The sequence below is a fragment of the Paenibacillus sp. CB74 genome (assembly GCF_055687625.1).
The window spans coordinates 314,534-333,695 of record NZ_JBVMUS010000002.1 but is presented as its reverse complement, the minus strand read 5'-3'; the positions used below and the strand labels follow the sequence as shown (position 1 = coordinate 333,695).

Below are 19,162 nucleotides of genomic sequence, written 5' to 3'. Positions count from 1 at the left end.
GTTTAGTCGTCCTTTACTTGAGTAGGATGTGAAAGGCTATGAATGGAAGAGAAAATCACAGGAGTACGTTGTAATTGTGAGTAAAAGAAGTTCTGGAGTACTTCTGAGATCTTATGTTCCCAGATTTCACAGCGGGCTTCTTTTTTCTGCTCTAGTCCATATAGTGCGGATTTCAAATGGGATTCTGCTGTTTTCATCAGTTCATTAGCATCTCGTACATAGACAAACCCTCGGCTAATGAGGTCAGGCCCTGCTATCATTTGGCATGTCTCATTGTTTAAGACAAGTGCGACAATAAGTACACCATCCTTAGCCAATCTATTGCGTTCATCAATAAGTTCAGGCTCATGCCTCTCAACTTTACCACGTATCACAAATGACGATCCCGAAGGGAGATTCCTTCCTTTTCGAGCATGATATTTAGTAATGAGGAGAGGCTCTCCATTGTTCAATACATAGATTCTGTTGGAGGGTATTCCAACTTGCTCAGCTAGTTTTTGATGACTTACCAGCATTCGATATTCTCCATGGATCGGTATGAAATATTTCGGGCGCATGGTCCGAATCATCAGTTTTAAATGTTCCCGTGATCCATGCCCGGAAGTATGAATGTCATACTCCGCTCCGTAGAGGACAGCGGCTCCAGAACGCATCAGCATATCTATGCTTCGATTGACTTGAATGACGTTACCAGGAATCGGAGAAGAAGAAAAGACGACCGTATCTCTTGGGAATATTTGAACGTGACGGTGGGAGCCGGCTGCAATACGGGTTAAAGCTGCATTAGGCTCTCCTTGACTACCCGTGCATAAAATGATGACTTGATGATGTGGAGTGGTGTGGATCTCCTTCATATCCATTAGCATACCTTGTGGTATATGAAGGTGTCCAAGTTCTTGACCAATGGAGAATATTTTTTCCATGCTGCGGCCCTGTATTATAATTCTCCGATTACACTCCGAAGCAGCATGAATAACTTGTTGTAACCTGTGGACATTGGACGCAAAAGTCGCAAACAAAACTCGACCTTCACATTGCTGGATTAATTCCAAAACAGATTTACCCACTGTATGTTCTGAAAGAGACTGACCTTCGCGTTCACTGTTGGTACTATCAGACAGCAAAGCAAGCACACCTTTTTCACCTAATTGCATCATTTTATGAAGGTCCGCTGTCTTTCCTTCAGGTGTCATATCAAATTTGAAGTCACCTGTGTGCACAATAGAACCATAGGGTGTATCTACGACGACACCAAAGGTATCGGGTATGCTGTGTATTGTTCGAAAAAAATGAACAGAAAGATGTTGGAATGATACGCGTTCGTGATCCTGAATGATATGAAAATCCACTGAATTCGTTAACTTGTGCTCTTCCAACTTGGCTTTGACCAAACCGATTGTTAGTGCACCGCCATAGATTGGAAACGAAAGATGTCTGAGTAAATAGGGAATAGCGCCAATATGATCTTCATGTCCATGAGTAAGGAAAAGAGCTTTAATCTGTTGAGGCTTGTCCAGCAAGTAACGTATATCAGGAATAATGTAATCTACACCGTTCATATGAGCATCGGGGAATTTCAAACCTGCGTCAATCAAAATGATTTCATTTTTATATTCGATCCCATACATGTTCTTTCCAATTTCCCCGAGACCTCCAAGCGCAAAAATACGTACAGCAGGAGGAAGATAGCGTGATGTTTTTTGTGGTTTTTGAGTCTTTAATTTGGAGTGTTCCAAGATTTCCTCTCCTCCAGTCAACGTTTAAATGATCTAATCTAATTCCTTTAGAAAAAGAAGCGAGACCTCTGCAATTGCAGAGGTCCTGTGCTTCATATCCATCATCTATTTCACAATCATAACTGGACAATGAGCCCTCTTAACGACTTTATGACTCACACTTCCAAGTACGAATTCCTGTAAGGAGTTCAGTCCCCGGCTACCGATAATAAGCAGATCAACGCTGTTCTTATTCGCGTAATCAACAATCGTAGGACCAGGATCTCCATTTACGAAGGTAACTCGATATTTCACATGTTTCTCTGTAAGTTCTTGCTGAACAGGCATAAGTTTCTGTTTACGTTTCAGTTCAATTTCCTCATGATTCTGAGAATGGAGCACTTCATCTTTGACCTTGGATAGGTCTACAACAAACAGAATCTCGACCTCAGCATCAGGGATTAAGGATGCAATATAAGCGGCTTCTTTCGCTGCCCGAATGGCATTATTAGAACCATCTGCAGCAAGTAGAATATGTTGATACATGTTCATCTCTCCTACCTTAATGTGATTTTAATTGTGCATTTGGATCTTGATAAACCGCTAACTTATTTACGAGTTTTTCACTTGACGTATTCAGTCCTTTAATCTTAACTCGGTTATGATTCTCCCGATATCTAATGACTACTTTATCGACAGCCCCTACACCTGAGTCATCCCAAATATGTGCATTTGAAAAATCAATACTAATGTCCGAATCCGCAATCTCGAAGTCAAAAGATTCAATAAAACCTTCCACTGATGCAAAGAAGAGCTGACCCGACACATCAAATCTTACGTTTTTCTCCGTTGAGAGCTGCTTCACACTCACCTTTGAAATTTTAGAAGCAAAGAAGATGGCACTGAGAATGACGCCGACAATGACACCCAATGCAAGATTATCGGTTGCTACAACAACAATAACGGTGACTAGCATCACGAGTGCATCACTTTTTGGGGCTTTACGGAGATAAGAGAAGGAAGACCAGTCAAATGTTCCGATGGCGACCATAATCATAATCCCGGCGAGTACAGGCATAGGGATCTGAACAACGACACCGCCAAGTACAAGGATAAGGAACATGAGGAATACGCCAGCTACGAGTGTGGATAATCTCCCCCGTCCACCAGATTTAACGTTGATCACAGACTGCCCAATCATGGCGCAGCCTGCCATTCCGCCGAAGAAACCGGTAATGACGTTGGCAATTCCTTGTCCGCGAGCTTCTTTGTTTTTGTTACTGTTCGTTCCCGTCATATCATCCACGATGGAAGCGGTCAAGAGAGATTCGACCAATCCGACAATAGCCAGTGAAATAGAATAAGGGAATATAATTTGCAATGTTTCGATATTAAAAGGAATATCGGGAATAAAGAATGAGGGAAGAGATTGTGTGATAATACCTAGCTCTCCAACCGTTCCCAAATCCAGGTTACCCCAAATGGCAGCTGCGGTTAGAACCACAATGGCAATAAGAGGTGCTGGAATGGCTTTGAAGAATCGGGGTAAAACATATACAATAAGTAAGGTAACTCCAACGAAGATGTAGGTCAGCGTAGATATGCCTACAAAATGGGGAACTTGTGCCATGAATATCAGAATAGCGAGAGCATTCACAAAGCCGATCATGACAGCCCTCGGGATGAATTTCATGAGTTTCCCGATTTTGAATACGCCAAAAAGCAATTGGATAACCCCAGTAAGAATGGTGGCAGCCAGTAAATACTGAACGCCATGTTCCTTGACCAAAGGAACCATAAGTAAGGCCATGGCTCCAGTAGCAGCCGAAATCATCCCTGGTCGGCCACCAATAAATGAGATGATTACCGCAATACAAAACGATGCATACAGACCCAACATGGGATCTACACCAGCAATAATAGAAAATGCAATGGCTTCGGGGATGAGTGCCAATGCCACTACTATCCCTGCTAATATGTCCCCTCGAATATTAGAGAACCAATCTGTCTTAATCCGTTCAATCACGTGTACTTCCACTCCTTATCTTTTTTTTATGACTCTTACTCGACTAAAAGTCATATCCGGTTGAAGTATATTGATCTTATCACAGAGAGTTCCAAAAAGGAACCATTTTGGTTCCTATTTTGTGTTATAATTTTGTAAAGTCAGTTGCAGTTAGGAGTTTTAACATGATTATTGGCTATATGAGACCTTCACAGGATGACCCGAAATGTCAAAATCAACACGAAATTTTAAAACGGAAATCCTGTGATCTTTTGTTAAAGGAAGAACATTCGTCTACTAAGCAAAGAACTCAACTAGAAGCTATGATGAACCAGCTCGAAGCAGGAGATGTCGTCGTTGTTACTCGGTTATTCTCTTTAGCTGACTCTACAAAACATCTTGTCGATCTGCTGAAGGAATTTCAAAAGCGAGAGGCTCATCTGTATTCTCTGAATGAAAATTTGAATACCAAAGACAGTTCTGGTCGTATTTTTCTGGAGCATGTGAAAGCTTTACTTGATTTCCAAGGAGATTTAAGTAGTGATAGTACAAAAAAAGGTATGGATGAAGCGAAGGAAAAAGGGACAAAGTTAGGTCGTCCTCGTAAATTAGATGGCAATGTTATGAAGGCGATACAAATGTATGAAAGTAAAGAGTACAGTCTTGCTGAAATTCGTGAAGAAACAGGTATTAGCAAAACAACGCTGTACCGATATCTGGATAAGTAAGTATGTGTTATTACGCCCGTAGTGGTAAAGAACAATCATTCGCCAGCTGAGCTGATCTTTTAACAGTATGATAAGGAAAGTATAATGAGGTAATTGTTACGAGTAAGAGGAAGGGCCTGATAACTTTATGGGCTCTTTTTGAGTTTTCTAAACTTATCACAATTGATACAGCCTGACGTAGAAGTGAAATGAATATAGTAATGCTCACCGAGAAAGCTGAGGGATGTAAAAGCTTTTCTACAAGGACTACAGCATTTTAAAATTAGCAAGCAGCCTTGTTGATGCTTAATTGTGGCTGAGCAAGTTGCTCAAAGTAGTGAGTTATCATTCTTTTCATGGCAGTGTACTACTTTCGTATGACTACAAGCTCCTATAATTCTCTCTACAATGTCTAGATGGAGGAAGAATTATAAGAGTTTTTTTGTGCGAAGACAATCAGGAACTTTTATCGGTTGTTGTGCAATGATTGAATACAAGGAGCGATCATCAGTGAAACAAACGGTTACGAATAAAGTGACAGGTGAACAAATTACATTTATAGAGACGGCAAAGGATACGAACGGTGAATATTTATTAATTAAAGTCGCACTTCCACCACGTGGCAAGGTCGACCCCTACATATCCATGATCACTTCGAAGAGAATTTGAAGTGATCGCTGGAACGCTCACAGTTACCTTGGGTAAGACAAGCACTTGTTAGAGACTGGAGAACGTTGTATTGCCCCGCTCCGACCGCCACATACATTTACAAATGATCACGATCATCCTCTGTTGTATATCGCGTTCGATTAACGCCACCAAGCAAGTTCGAGCAATCCGTGCGCATTCATTACGGACTTAGGGACGATGGATTAACCGATGAGAAGGGCAATCCCAAATTTCTCGCCCATACCGCTTTAGTATTAACATTACAAAACACACTGATCATTGGTATTCTACTCTGGCTGCAACGTTGTATCTTTGGACTAATCATCAAGAGTGCCCGTAAAAAAGGCATTTATGCTGCGCTAGAAAAGTATATATGACAGGAATTCTGAATGAGATGAACGATGAGAAGGATAACTGGAAAAGTTAAAAACAGGCAAGGGGGAAGATCGTAAACATGCGTCAACATTGGATAATCAATAAAAAACGATGGTTAATTTCATTAGTCGTCATAATGCTATTCGTCAATACGTATTCCGCAGCTGGGGCATACGAGGAAAGTGAAGTCAGCTCGGTGATGGCTCAAAATCCTATTTTGTTTAAAACACCTGTTGCACTAGCCATAAATGATCAAGGCATGATCCACGTTGCTGACTATGGTAACAATCGAATCGTAGTATTAGATCCTGTTGGGAGATATGTTGCGGAGTGGGGCGGGATGGGAAGCGGCAATGGACAATTTAACTACCCTAGTGGGATCGCCTTCGATTCACACAGCAATGTATATGTTGTGGACAGACAGAACCACCGGATCCAGAAATTTGACGCGAATGGCAACTATCTGGCGCAATGGGGGACAAGGGGCAATGGAGATGGGCAGTTCCTAAATCCTTCAGGAATCGCGATCGCTTCTAACGATATCCTGTATGTGGGCGAAAATGATAACCAACGAATCCAACGCTTTGACACCAACGGAAACTTTCTAGGCCAATGGGGGAGTCTGGGCAATGGAGACGGGCAGTTTAACCGACCCTACGGGATAGCGGTTGATGATAGAGGTCACGTCTATGTAACGGATAGCGAGTTGCATCGGATCCAAGAATTTGATGCAAATGGCGTATTCTTGAACAAATGGGGAAGTCAAGGAACTGGTGATGGCCAGTTTCGGTATCCTTTTGATATTACTGTTGATAGAAACGGTTATATCTTCGTTACCGATGCTCAAAACAATCGAATCCAAAAGTTTGATCTGGATGGAAATTATATAAGTCAATGGGGCAGCTCGGGAAGTGGAGATGGGCAATTCAGCTTTCCAAACAGTGTAGCGATTGATAGCAACGGTGACGTCTATGTATCCGAAGCTAGTAATCATCAAGTCCAAAAATTCAATGCGAATGGAAATTTCCTCAATAGGTGGTCTGGCACAATCACAGTTCCCGAAGCACCTGTGAATGTTACCGCTGAGCCTGGTAATGGGCAAGCAATAGTTTCGTTCGACCCACCTATATTTAATGGAAATCATCCGATTAAAGGCTATGACGTCATTACCTATCCCGGAGGCCTCACAACTCAAGGATCTGGAAGCCCTATTACGGTTAGCGGTCTAACTAACGGCGAAAGCTATGCATTTACTGTAAGAGCAAGCAATTCAGCAGGTAGTAGTGCAGAGTCGACTGTTTCCGACAGTATAGTTCCTTACGCGCTAACCTACACAGTGAAGCTGGATGCACAAGGCGGGACGGTGCATCCAGCTGAACAAGTCAAGCAATATCATGCGACGTATGGCGAAGGTTCGGATGGCGTGACCGTAGATCGGTTGCCGAAGCCGGAGCGAGGAGCTTATACATTTGAAGGGTGGTTTACTGAAGCTGGCGGAGCAGGACATGAAGTAACCAACACCTCTCCTGTCACCAGATCAGAAGATCATACGCTTTATGCAAAATGGACGTTGAATTACCCGTCCATTCCAGTCATCAGTTCCGTTGAAGCAGGTGACTCTTCCGTCACGCTTAAGTGGCAAGCCGTCCCTAATGCAGACGGGTATAACCTTTATCAAAGGACAGATACTGGCTCGTATGGAGCCCCCATTATAATAGCGGATAGCTCTGTACTTCATTACACATATGAAAAACTTACAAACGGCACACGTACTTTTTTCAAAATAGAAGCGTTCAATAGTAGGGGCGCAAGCGGGGCTTCAGTAGAAGTCAACGCTATGCCGATCGCGGTTCCCTCCATCATTTCCGTGAGCATGCCCGCGAATGGCAGCTATACAGCAGGTGATACGCTCAACTTTAGCATCAATTTTAGCGAACCCGTGACGGCAAATGGCTCTCCGTCGCTGGGAATGGACATTGGGGGCGTTATACGGCAAGCGAACTACGTAAGCGGGAATGGTTCATCAAGATTAACCTTCAGTTATAAGGTCCAAAATGGGGATTCGGACTCCGACGGAATTAGCATCGGCGCTTTTGAGCTTAACGGAGGAACTGTGCGGAGCAGTGCCGGAATCAATGCGGTCTTGTCTCTTGCAGGGGCTATGATTCCATCCACTGCCGGCATCATCGTTAATGGGCATAATCAATATACACTGCGCTATGATGGCAACGGAAACACGGGGGGCAGTGTCACGTCAGATATCTACTCACATGTAAGTGGAGAGACAATACGTGTACTGGGCAATATCGGCGTATTGACAAAGGATGGCTTTACGTTTAAGGGCTGGAACAACAGTGCGTCTGGAAACGGCACGGATTATGCACCAGGCTCAATGTTTGTGATGGGCGCCACCCATATGACGTTATATGCGAAGTGGAATGCTATTCCCCCCACTATCGACAATGATGCTAAGCTGGCCAATCTGTCCTTATCAGGTGTAGCGTTGATGCCGGTGTTCAGTTCGGGTGTGACCACCTATACCACAAATGTGGGTTCGAGCATAAAAAGTGTTGTTGTTACAGCGGCACCTTCCGATCCTAATGCAATGGTGGTTATAAACGGTCAAGCCATAGTTAGTGGCAGTCCATCGCAACCGATCTCGCTCTATGCCGGTAATAATCCAGTCGACATCGTTGTTACCGCTGCTGACGGAGTAACGACGCTCACTTACTCGATCCAGGTGAGGCGAGCATCCGACTCGATTGATAATCCTGTAGTTAACCATCCTATAGTCAACAACCCGATACCCTCAATATCTAACGTTCAAACGATTCAAGTCCCTATAGAGAGTGAGGATGGAGACGTTTTGTTGTCAGTGCCGATTACCCGTACGACTGAGTCATCGGGCAAAAAGAAGGATGATATCATCATGACTGCACAGCAAGCGGAGCAACTTAGAGCGGCATTGGAGGGAAAAAACGTCTCTGTAGCAAGGCTGGTTCTGCCGAATGACAAGGATGAAGTGTCCGAATGGACGACGAACTTACAGAAGGGAGCAGTTACGCTCCTTACAAACATGGGCATTGATCTTGAGGTTGTCACAACGAATGGATCTATTCATCTATCGAAGGATACCCTGGCCAAGCTCAGTAGTGATACCACATTTGAGATCGTCCCACTCCATTCGGAGAGTGAACGCTCTGCGCTTCAGCAGCTGGTTGAAACGAATTCTTCCATGCTTGAGCGATTGGGGGCTTCCTCGATTTCGGTTGTCGATACTCCTGTCAGTATTAAGACGAATGTTTCGAGTATGCAATCGGAGGTTACTCTCCCTCTGAGTGATCTGAACATTAGCGAGGCTGAGGCGAAAAACTTGGCCGTCTTTATCAAGCATAGTGATGGTACGGTTGAACTGCTGAGAGGAAAAGTCGTTATTTACGACAAGTCTGGTCAAAAGGGGATTAGTTTTGCGATCGATCGTTTCAGCACATTCGCTATTGTTCGCTCGGAGGCACTGATCATCAAACATCATGACGCCTACATTGCAGGCTATGAGGACGGCACGTTCCGGCCAAATGCGTCGATCACGCGTGCTGAAATGGCGGTGTTGCTCTCCCGCATCTTCGAAGATCGCAGTTTGAATGAACCATCTAGTATCAGCTTCAACGATGTTTACGCATCTTATTGGGCTAGGGATGCGATTACTCTCGTATCGGCTAATGGCTGGATGATCGGGCAAGGGAGCGGAAGCTTCCTGCCTGACAAGACGATTACACGTGCCGAGATGGCAGCCATTGTAGCAAGATTCATTGAGCAGTCCGAAGTGAAGGAGACAAACTTCACGGATGTGAGAGGACATTGGGCAGAAGCTGCGATCGCTAAGGTTCAAGCCTCAGGTATGATGAATGGCTACGCCAGTGGCAAGTTTCGTCCTAATTCACCGTTAACAAGAGCAGAGGCCGTTGTTCTTCTGAATAAGCTTCTAGGTCGTGAGCCAATTGAGGGAAATATCATGAAGTGGAACGACGTTGCCCAAGGGTTCTGGGCGTATGACGATATTCAAGCGGCTTCCAACGTCTATGTAGAGGATGTACTCGCAACGCAATAGTAGTTACTAGAGGGCACCTAATCAGGTGCCCTTTATTTTTTCATTCTATACGATGATGTAATCATATAAAGAGACAGCTATTACTAAGTTGCAGCTTATCCCCCTATGCACATACGTTTAGAGGAGAGCTGCGGCTTATATTGGTTGTTATTTATGCCTGCATTATTCAAAAAAAATGTTTATGCATCACGCAGGCTAGACTCTACATGCATCATAGATTAAAATTTATTTAAGTAAGCATCTTAATAAATCCATTTCATCAAACCAAAATTTTGATAATTAAATTCTGATATCCTTTTCCCGAAACGAAATATAACTTAGATAGGTGTGCATGAACATCAAGATTTTAAGAGACTACATCACAGATCCCCCGATAGAGCTTACTATGTTCATTGAACTGTCTATTATACTGGCAGAAATGGTGCACCGTGAACACGAGCAGAATAGGATCATTGGATACCTTAGCCCAGACCATATCAGTGTGCAGTGGCAGGGGAAAACTGCGCATATAACCTGGTATACGGAAAGCCACGCAGCTTATCATTCTCCCGAGCAATTTGGGCGTTTCAATCTCGTGCCGAGTGAACGCAGTGATCTTTACGCATTAGGTGTCGTTCTCTACGAGTTGTTGACCGGGCAATTGCCTTTTCGTGCTGACAATGATGAAGACTGGGGTACCGTGCATACCCGCAAGGTGCCTCAGCCTTTTTCCGATATTCGGCAGGGATTAGACGAAACACTGCAAGCGATACTGATGAAATTACTTGCCAAATCACAGGTAGAGCGTTATCAGAGTACATATGGGTTACTTGAAGATCTGAAGTTGTATCAGAATATGCTGGAGAACAATGGAGCATTTCCGCCATTGGAAGTGGGTCGTTTGGATAAAATTCGTAGGCTTTCCCTATCCGATTCGTGGTATGGGCGTAGTGCGGAAGTGATGCAAATGGAGGCCGGGCTGGAGAAGGCTTTTCAAGGAATGAACACCTTTCGTTGGGTGTTTGGCAAAGAGGGAACGGGTAAAACGACGCTTGTCCATAGACTCCAACAAAACGTGTTTCGGCTTGGAGGCCGGATGATCGCCATCCAAACGGAACCTTTCCAAAAAAATGTGCGGTGTGGGCCGATCCTTCAGGCGTTACGGGAATGGATCTTTCAACTGTGGAGTGAGCCGGTTGTACTCATTACACGTCTGAAAGCCAAGCTGCAAGCCGAGTTCGGGCCAGAAATGCAGGTCATCGTCTCCTGCTGGCCCGAGGCCAAGCTGTTGTTCGACAACGCTGCGAACGTATTGCATAACTCGGACGATGCGAAGGTCTGGGATCGGTTTGAAGAATTACTGCCCGACTTGATTTGTTGTATGGCTGAATGCAAACCACCGCTTGTTCTGTTTATGGACAATCTGCAATGGGTCGACAATGGTACACAAGACGTAATTCGTGAACTTGCATTATCACAAAAAGCGCATGGATTATTCCTAATCGGGGCTTATCGTACGGAGGAAGTGATCACTTCCGCTGGGGATGAAGCGAATGCCGAACAAGAGGAATTACTGGCTTGGTTAACCTACAGATGCGGTGTGAATCCAGAGGAACAAGTGACTCTACAGCCGCTGGCTTACGAAGATGTGAGGCAGCTGATCTCAGAAACTCTATATGAGAAATCCGCTCGCATTCAACTTCTGGCACGGTCTGTCTACGATCAGACAGGTGGTAATCCCGGATCGGTGCGTCTCTTGCTGGAGGGATGGTTAAAGGAGAACAGACTAAGCTTTGACGAGAGACGACGTCAGTGGATATGGGACTCAGAAATAACCCGGCAACTAAACAGCTCGGAAGAACATCTACGTCTTCTGGAAATGGACTTCTCCAATCTCCAAAAAGATCGGAAGGAGTTCTTGGCTATGGCAGCCGCAATAGGTCCGGTATTTCAGTTAACACTCTTGGCCGATGTGTGTGGCATATCAGTGGATGGGGTATTCCGTTGGCTTCAAGAGGCGGAAGCGGAAGGGTTAATTTATCGAGAAGACGAAGTAGAGCAAGAAGATGGACAGGATTCAATCTATGTGTTTGCCCATGAGTTCATTCACCGAATAGCATATGCCTTCGAGTCAGGACGTAATATCCACCGACACCGAGCAATTGGACAGTTGCTACTGGATCGCATGCCGGAGGCACGCGATAACCTGTCTAGAACAGCGATTGATCATCTGAACTTGGCTGCTTCGGTATTATCGGAGCAAGAAACGAAGAAATTGATCGAGCACAATCTTCAAGCGGGACAAGAGGCGTTGGCATCCGCACGCTATGCGAAAGGGAAGCATTATGCTGAGAACGGGCTTCATCTGCTGGCAACATTCAAGGTGGACGTACCAGTTACACTCGATGTCGGGTTGCAGTTGGTATTAGCATGGACGGAGTATATGAGTGGCAATAGCGCACGGGCTAAACAACTGCTGGTGGACTTGAACCAAGACAGCCATCGACTGAGCCGATCAGAGCGGCTCAAAATCTGGGCACCTTTGATCCGATTCCATGCATTCGCGGACAATGAGACTGCGGTACATTTTGGAATGGAGGCGCTAGATTCGTACGGTTGGAAGCCTGGGAAGCAGAGTTCTCTGTTGTCTATCGCCAAGGAAGTGACCCGGACCGCGATCCTTTTACATCGACAACGTGAGAAGCATCTTCTACTGTCCAACCCACTCGACGAGGAATATGAAGAATTATGCCATGTAATGGAGCTGTTGTTTCTTCCATTGCTTGCACACGATGCGCGATCGCTTCTGGAATTGTATGCCCGATTTATTCGTTATGGGTTGCATAAAGGGGTGAATGAGACATTAGCAGCAATGATCGGAGCATACGAACTGATTGTGCAAAGGTCATTTCCGAGCTTCGTTCGAGCGACTCCGATTGCTGAGCGTTTTTTTCTGCAAATCGCAAACACCTCTACATTGAGGAAAAAGCATGTATTTACGTTTCTGAGCGGAATGATCAAGCAAAAGGACAGTCCTTTGGAATCTTCTGTTGTCCTGTTCAATGCGATGCGTCAAGGGATGGAAGCCGGTGATCATGACTTTGCTAATCCTGCCTTAATTTTCAGTGTTATGTGTAATCATGGGAATGTATATGCCCTAAATGATTTGCTTCAATACTTTGAAGAGAACATGCGACAGGTTGCCGACGACAAGATAATGGAAATGATGCGGCTGACGAGCAGTTACGCAGCAGTGCTGCAAGACGATTCTTTGATCGACAGTTTTATTGCTATTCCACAAGTGCCGACTGACAGCCAGTTGGAGCCACGGGACGAGGACAATTTTAGCTGCGGTTGTCGGCTCGAGGTGGCATACCTGTCGGGCAGGTACAGGGAAGCGCTGTATTGGTCGCAGCGAGGAAGGGTAAACGAATTGCATTTGGATTGGATGCGAATTCGTAAACAACGCATTTACGAGACTTTGGCATTAGCTGGATTATATTTCGAGACGAATAAGGAGGAACGTAAGCGGATTCGGAAGGCCATACGCGCGCAGTTGCGATTAATGAAGAGTTGGCGAGGATATTTGGACAGTACGTCCTCCGCATATTTGCTAATCAAAGCAGAGGGTGAACGGATCGCAGGGAATTCGGTGGACGCCATGCAACAATATACGGCTGCAATTAGGCTGGCGAGAACCGAGAAATACGTGTTGCTGGAAGCCATTGCTTGCGAACGTCTTGCGGTATGTTATCAAGATGATCTGCTCAGCCGATCCGGAGCGGCAATTACAATGATGGATGCTTGTGCGGCATACGCCGAATGGGGAATCACCTTCAAAGTAACTCAGATTAGAAGCACACATACTGAATTGCTGGACCCGGTATACAAGCGTTATGAAGGTCCCGTATTACAGGAGCGAGCCCAAATGACTCAAAGCGGTACATCGTTACCTCAACAGAACGGCTCCAAGACGGGTGAAGGCTTGAAGCGTGAAGAGGAACTCGAGCTTGTGCAACGACTCATCCATGGATTAGCACAGCCGAGTGAGGTCGACTGGAAGGTAAATCTCTTGGAAACGGCATTAAGACAAGCTGGGGCAGAGCGTGGTCTGTTGTTGAAGCGTCATATTAATGAATTCTTTATTGAAGCTAACAGTTCTGACTGGACTGATCAGGAAAAAGGAACCGGCCTGTATGCGGAGAGCGTGCTACGTCATACAACAATGACGGCGAAACCGCTAATTCTGCATGACGCGCTTCAGAGTTTTTGGGTGAAGGATGCTTATATTGCAGCAAGAGAACAGAGGTCGATTCTGTGTATGTCAATTGATGTTCCGGGAGAACAAACTTCCTATCTACTCTACCTGGAAAATCGACAGATGCCGGGTGTGTTCACCAAGAAGGATGTTCAGATGTTGGAGCTTATTGCGACACGGATCATTTATCTCAAGTTGCTGGAAGACGAAGCTGCGGATACAACAATCTTGGGTGCTTTCGGAAGTAACGCTTCGTCCGTGGTGCCTAGTCTCGGTCAACCGGGGCTGACTGAACCTCTGACCGAACGAGAAACGGAAATTATAACAGCGATTGCAAAAGGCATGTCGAACAGGGAGATTGCCGATCTTTTTGGGATCGCAGAGACGACGGTCAAGACACATACATCTAGAATATACGCCAAGTTGGGTGTAAAACGACGGGGGCAAGCTGTTGTACGTGCCAGAGAGTTGCAAATGATAGAGTGACAAATAAGGAAGCGAGCCTGAAAGGTCCGCATCCTTGTTTTTTTATGGAGTACTACTTTAGTAGGACTTAAATATCCTGTGACGAGACTATGATGTTTAGATGGGGTCAAATAAAAAAAGGTCTATTTGAGCAATAACGAATTGTATGAAAGGAAGTGTACGTAATGAGAAAGAGAATTGTCTCGATTGCAAGCTTGCTAGTGATCATCATTTATATGGCATTTATCGTAATTTTTAATAATCAAAGTTTAGCTCAAGCCAACATGGGAGGCAGTCCGTATTCCATGATTACATCCTCCGTAGACATTGAAATAACAGGAATTGTCGATGGAGGCCTATATAATACAAATGTAACGCCAAAATTCAACATTGGTACAGCAACTATGAATGGAAAACCATTTACAAGTGGAACACAGGCTACTGCTGAAGGTTCATATACATTAACAGTTACAGCAGGTAGTCATTCAGAAACGATCCAATTCCGAATAGATAAGACCCCTCCGACAGGAACGGTAATTGTAAATCAAGCGAATAGTGCAGGTGTATCTGTTTCAGTCATGCCAGACGTGGGAGTAACTGATATTACGCATATTCGATATTCAGTTAATGGACATCCATTTACACAGATGCATTATGTGCCAAGCTTTATGATAGGTATAGGAAATGATGATGGAGAAAACGTTTTGATCTTTAAGCTAGTTGATGGTGCAGGGAATGAATCTTCGGAATATCAAACAATCATAACGATGGATACAGTAGTACCAACAGGCTCTGTTGTTATTAATAATGGAAACGCGTATACAACGAGTCCTGATGTAACGCTTAATTTATCCTTAGATAGCGGTGTAACAGATGTCGTAGGCGTACAATTTTCGAATAACAATAGATCTTGGTCGGGTGTCGCAGCCTTTAGTTCACCTAAAAGCTATACGTTAGCAGCTGGAGATGGAAGCAAAACGGTCTATGTGAGATTTATTGATCGAGCAGGCAATGTCGGGACGGCCCAAGCAAGTATTGTACTGGACACTACATCCCCGATCGTTACGGGTGTAACAGATGGAGAAAGCTATAATTCCTCCCGGACCATTACCTTTAATGAAGGTACAGCAACATTGAACGGCCATGACTTTATAAGTGGCTCACCTGTGGACACTGAAGGTTCCCATGTACTTGTTGTTACAGATGCCGCAGGTAATTCGATTACCATTGCATTCACCATAATTAAATATAGCGTAGGCTATGACGGGAATGGAGCTACTGGAGGAGAGGTACCCCTAGATAGTCAAACCTATGAAGCGGGGAGTAGCGTAACAGTTGCCGATAATGTTGGAAGTCTAGTGAAGACTGGATTTACATTGATTGGTTGGAATACGGAAGCAGATGGAAGTGGGACAAGCTATGTAGCGAATGATACTGTCCATATAAACGAAGCTGATGTCATGTTGTACGCGGCGTGGGAAATTAATCACTATACCTTGTCTTTTGAGTCAAATGGAGGAAGTATGGTAGCGCCTCAGAATAAACCTTACAATGAACAGTCAACTGAACCTAGTACACCAACGAGACCAGGTTATACGTTTGGCGGTTGGTTTAAAGAGGTAGCCCTCACTAACCAGTGGAACTTTGCGAAAGATGTCATTACAGCGGATAAGACGTTGTATGCGAAGTGGATTACAAACAATTCTTCTAACAATAATGGAGGAGGAATTACTCCATCGCCTCACCAAAATTCAATTGTATTTTTTGAAACGAATGGTGGGAACGTGTTAGATCATCTGACTGTCGGGTATGATACAAAGTTAGCAGAGCTACCCATCCCCACAAGAGAAGGTTATACATTTGGCGGATGGTATCATGATATTGCGCTGACAAACAAGTGGGACATCACTAAGGATCGAGTGACCAAAGATGCAAAATTGTATGCAAAATGGATCGAAAGCACATCATTGGTACCAACACCAGAGGAACCAAAGGCTGAACGACCCGTTGTTACTTTTGACGATCTTTCAGGACATTGGGCAAAAGAAATGATTGAGGAATTAGCAAATCAAGGGATGATTGCAGGGTATCCGGACGGTTCTTTTCATCCTAATGTAAGCATTAAGCGCCATCACATGGCACTATTATTTACACGTGCTTTCGAGTTTGAACCCATACGTGAGGCAGCTTCATTTACTGACGTATCACCAAGCCATCCTTACTATGAAGCCATTATGTCACTGCAACAAGCAGGAATAGTCGATGGATCACATGGGAATTTTAATCCAGATCATTCACTGACTCGTGCGGAGATGGCCAAAATTTTGACGCTGGCCCTTGAGATAGAACCAGGTGGAACAGTTGCTTTCCAAGATATATCTACAACACATTGGAGCTATGATTACATCGCTGCACTGGCAGAACTAGAGATTGTACTAGGTGATAACGGCAAATTTAAGCCAGATGAACCCGTGACACGTGCACAGTTTGTGGCAATGGTGTACCGAGCATTGAATGTTATACAATAAACGTCTAAATACATTAATCAACAAATTAATCGGAAGGTAAAAAACAGGCTACGGTTAATACTATACAATGGCTGTAATTCATGAATCAGAAAGTCGTGCGGTTATCAAACTGCACGACTTTCTTTGCAGGATACTAATTTGCTTCATTGTAATTTGAAAAACACGAGGATGTGTATTAACGCCTCGTGTTTTTTCTATATCATCCCAACTAATGGATGTTTATTGCAAATATGGTCGATATAATCAGAACATCTTCCAGTCTGTTTATACAAGGAAAAACTTTCTTTTTTGATTCGATTGAAATTTCCGCTAAGATCCGGATCTCCCTTGCCCAGCAGCGTGGCTAATACCATAGCATGATAATGAGGAAACATTTGTCTGGGTGTGCATCGATCTATAAAATATAAGATCATCTCCATTTTTTTCGGTCAAATATGCAAAAGTCGCAAGTTTAACACTGCAATCAGCACTTAGAGACAAGACGATCAGGCTGTGGACCATAGATGATCTCGGAAGCGCGTTTAGTTTGTAAAATCAGTAGTTGCTAGTATGCTAACGGGTAGCTTAGTTGAAGAAGCAAAAAAATAAATTTTATCTTTACCTTGAAGTATAGTTCAACCTTTATAATAAAATATATTATCAGGATACAGTAATAGAGGAGAAGTCATTGGGTTTGAAGACAAGTGAAAATCTTCAAAAACAAGAGTAAATACTTAGGTAACTAGAAGATTAGGAGTTGAAAGGCAATGAATGATTCTAACCTATCCCCATCATGGAAGTGTCCTTGTGGAACTATTGTGGGGTGGAATGACATTACAGATGGAGTTGTAAGGGCAACAGGTATCAAATATGCTACTTCAAAAAGGTATACAGTTCCTATTGCAGAACCATCGATAGATGGAATGATTGATGCTACAGCGTGGTCTCCTGCGTGTCCGCAGCCGAAAGATGAATTTACCAGGCAATTCCTAAACAAGCTCACTAGAGAAATGAAGTTTGACGAACACTGTCAACGTCTTTCAGTAACTGTTCCACTGAATGCTAAACCTATAGACAGCTTACCAGTAATGATATGGATACACGGTGGTTCTTATGTAACGGGGGCAGGAGATCACCCTATGTATAATCCAGCGGCTTTGGTAAGAGAGCAAGACATTATTGTAGTTACAGTCACATACCGATTGGGTTTGTTTGGTTATTTAGGCAGCGAGAAAGGCACCCCTGCAAATCTAGGTTTACTTGACCAGATTGAGGCTTTACGATGGGTAAAACAAAACATTCCTAGTTTTGGGGGGAATCCAGAAAATATTACTGTATTCGGTGAATCTGCTGGAGGAGATGCAGTTGCACACCTGATGATTTCAAATGGAACAGAGGGATTGTTTAAGCGAGCGATTATTCAAAGTGCACCGTTTGGTTTATTGCAGAACCGAAATGAAATGACTACCATGATGTCGATGCTTGGAGATAGTACACTCACCTCCATTGATGTTTCCACAGAGGATGTGGTTCTGGCACAGTCTCGTATACAAGAGAAAGTGAATTCTTTTGGTTTAAAATCTTTAATGCCGTTCGGAATTCAATATGGACACTTTCCTCTACCAAATGAAGAAAATGTAGAAGAAGCATGGCGGAAAGTTGCATCGCGTATTGAGATAATGGTAGGTTGCAATGATCGTGAAATAGCATCTTTTATCCCTCAACTTTCGACTTTGCAAAGAATCACATCTATCCCTTTTTTAGGAGGAATAATATTGTGGGGGGGGATAAAGTGGGGTACTGCTAAAATTTACGGTTCAGGGGTCAAAGAGTTTGCTAAGAGACATTCTCTTGGAGGAGGACGGGGTTACAAGTATAAAATCAATTGGGGGGCTTCTGAAAACAAGTTTGCAGGAGGCCATGCTACTGAAATCCCTCTATTGTTTGAAGACAGAGAACTTTGGGAAAATGCACCTTTACTTGAAGGTACCTCTTGGGAGGAATTTAAACATCAGGGGGAGGAAATTCGTCAGATATGGGGAGAATTTGCTCGAACAGGATTAGTACACAAAACTCATGTCCAAGGGCTAATTAAAATTGATAGCATTTAAGTCACAGGAAATAATAGAATAGGGTTTGAGTATGTATGCACAGTTTACTATTTAATTTTCTATGAATATTATCTGTATACAGTACTAACGTAACCTGCCCGTTCAGTCTACAACTTGGAAGCGTATGATATATATTATTAAACTGTCGGAAAACGATAACTCAAAAATACGAAGAAAGCAGCTGATTAAAGTAATCGGCTGCTTTTATTTAACAACCGGCAGGTTATATAACTGAATATAGAGGTTCGCTGGCACCAATCGAA

9 protein-coding genes are annotated in these 19,162 nt (G+C 43.8%); 6 read left to right on the top strand and 3 right to left on the bottom strand.

Annotated features, from left to right (window positions below):
• Nucleotides 1-2: 2 nt before the first annotated feature.
• The 3 genes from ACX9NY_RS31710 to ACX9NY_RS31700 all read right to left on the bottom strand — a co-directional run bounded on the left by ACX9NY_RS31710 (nt 3) and on the right by ACX9NY_RS31700 (nt 3,741).
• Complete coding sequence (locus tag ACX9NY_RS31710) at nt 3-1,736, bottom strand: ribonuclease J (protein ID WP_472479537.1); 1,734 nt, start codon at nt 1,734-1,736, stop codon at nt 3-5.
• A gap of 105 nt (nt 1,737-1,841) precedes the next feature.
• Complete coding sequence (locus tag ACX9NY_RS31705) at nt 1,842-2,261, bottom strand: universal stress protein (RefSeq protein WP_339296966.1); 420 nt, start codon at nt 2,259-2,261, stop codon at nt 1,842-1,844.
• Between the two features lie 16 nt (nt 2,262-2,277).
• Nucleotides 2,278-3,741 carry a SulP family inorganic anion transporter gene (locus tag ACX9NY_RS31700; RefSeq protein WP_472479535.1) on the bottom strand — a complete coding sequence of 488 codons (1,464 nt, stop codon included), beginning with the start codon at nt 3,739-3,741 and terminating at the stop codon, nt 2,278-2,280.
• A gap of 164 nt (nt 3,742-3,905) precedes the next feature.
• Here ACX9NY_RS31700 and ACX9NY_RS31695 point away from each other — a divergent pair, with 164 nt between their 5' ends.
• The 6 genes from ACX9NY_RS31695 (at nt 3,906) to ACX9NY_RS31670 (ending at nt 18,899) form a co-directional block, all read left to right on the top strand.
• Nucleotides 3,906-4,448: a recombinase family protein gene (locus ACX9NY_RS31695; protein WP_472479533.1), complete on the top strand. Its 543-nt coding sequence runs from the start codon at nt 3,906-3,908 to the stop codon at nt 4,446-4,448.
• Between the two features lie 489 nt (nt 4,449-4,937).
• Nucleotides 4,938-5,096 (top strand): hypothetical protein, encoded by a 159-nt coding sequence (locus ACX9NY_RS31690; RefSeq protein ID WP_472479531.1) that lies wholly within the window; start codon nt 4,938-4,940, stop codon nt 5,094-5,096.
• A gap of 454 nt (nt 5,097-5,550) precedes the next feature.
• On the top strand, nt 5,551-9,579 hold the full coding sequence (locus ACX9NY_RS31685; protein WP_472479529.1) for an S-layer homology domain-containing protein: 4,029 nt from the start codon (nt 5,551-5,553) through the stop codon (nt 9,577-9,579).
• 331 nt (nt 9,580-9,910) lie between these two features.
• Nucleotides 9,911-14,302 carry an AAA family ATPase gene (locus ACX9NY_RS31680; RefSeq protein ID WP_472479527.1) on the top strand — a complete coding sequence of 1,464 codons (4,392 nt, stop codon included), beginning with the start codon at nt 9,911-9,913 and terminating at the stop codon, nt 14,300-14,302.
• 164 nt (nt 14,303-14,466) lie between these two features.
• Nucleotides 14,467-16,809 (top strand): InlB B-repeat-containing protein, encoded by a 2,343-nt coding sequence (locus ACX9NY_RS31675; protein WP_472479525.1) that lies wholly within the window; start codon nt 14,467-14,469, stop codon nt 16,807-16,809.
• Nucleotides 16,810-17,555: 746 nt separating this feature from the next.
• Nucleotides 17,556-18,899: a carboxylesterase family protein gene (locus tag ACX9NY_RS31670; RefSeq protein ID WP_472479523.1), complete on the top strand. Its 1,344-nt coding sequence runs from the start codon at nt 17,556-17,558 to the stop codon at nt 18,897-18,899.
• Nucleotides 18,900-19,162 lie beyond the last annotated feature (263 nt).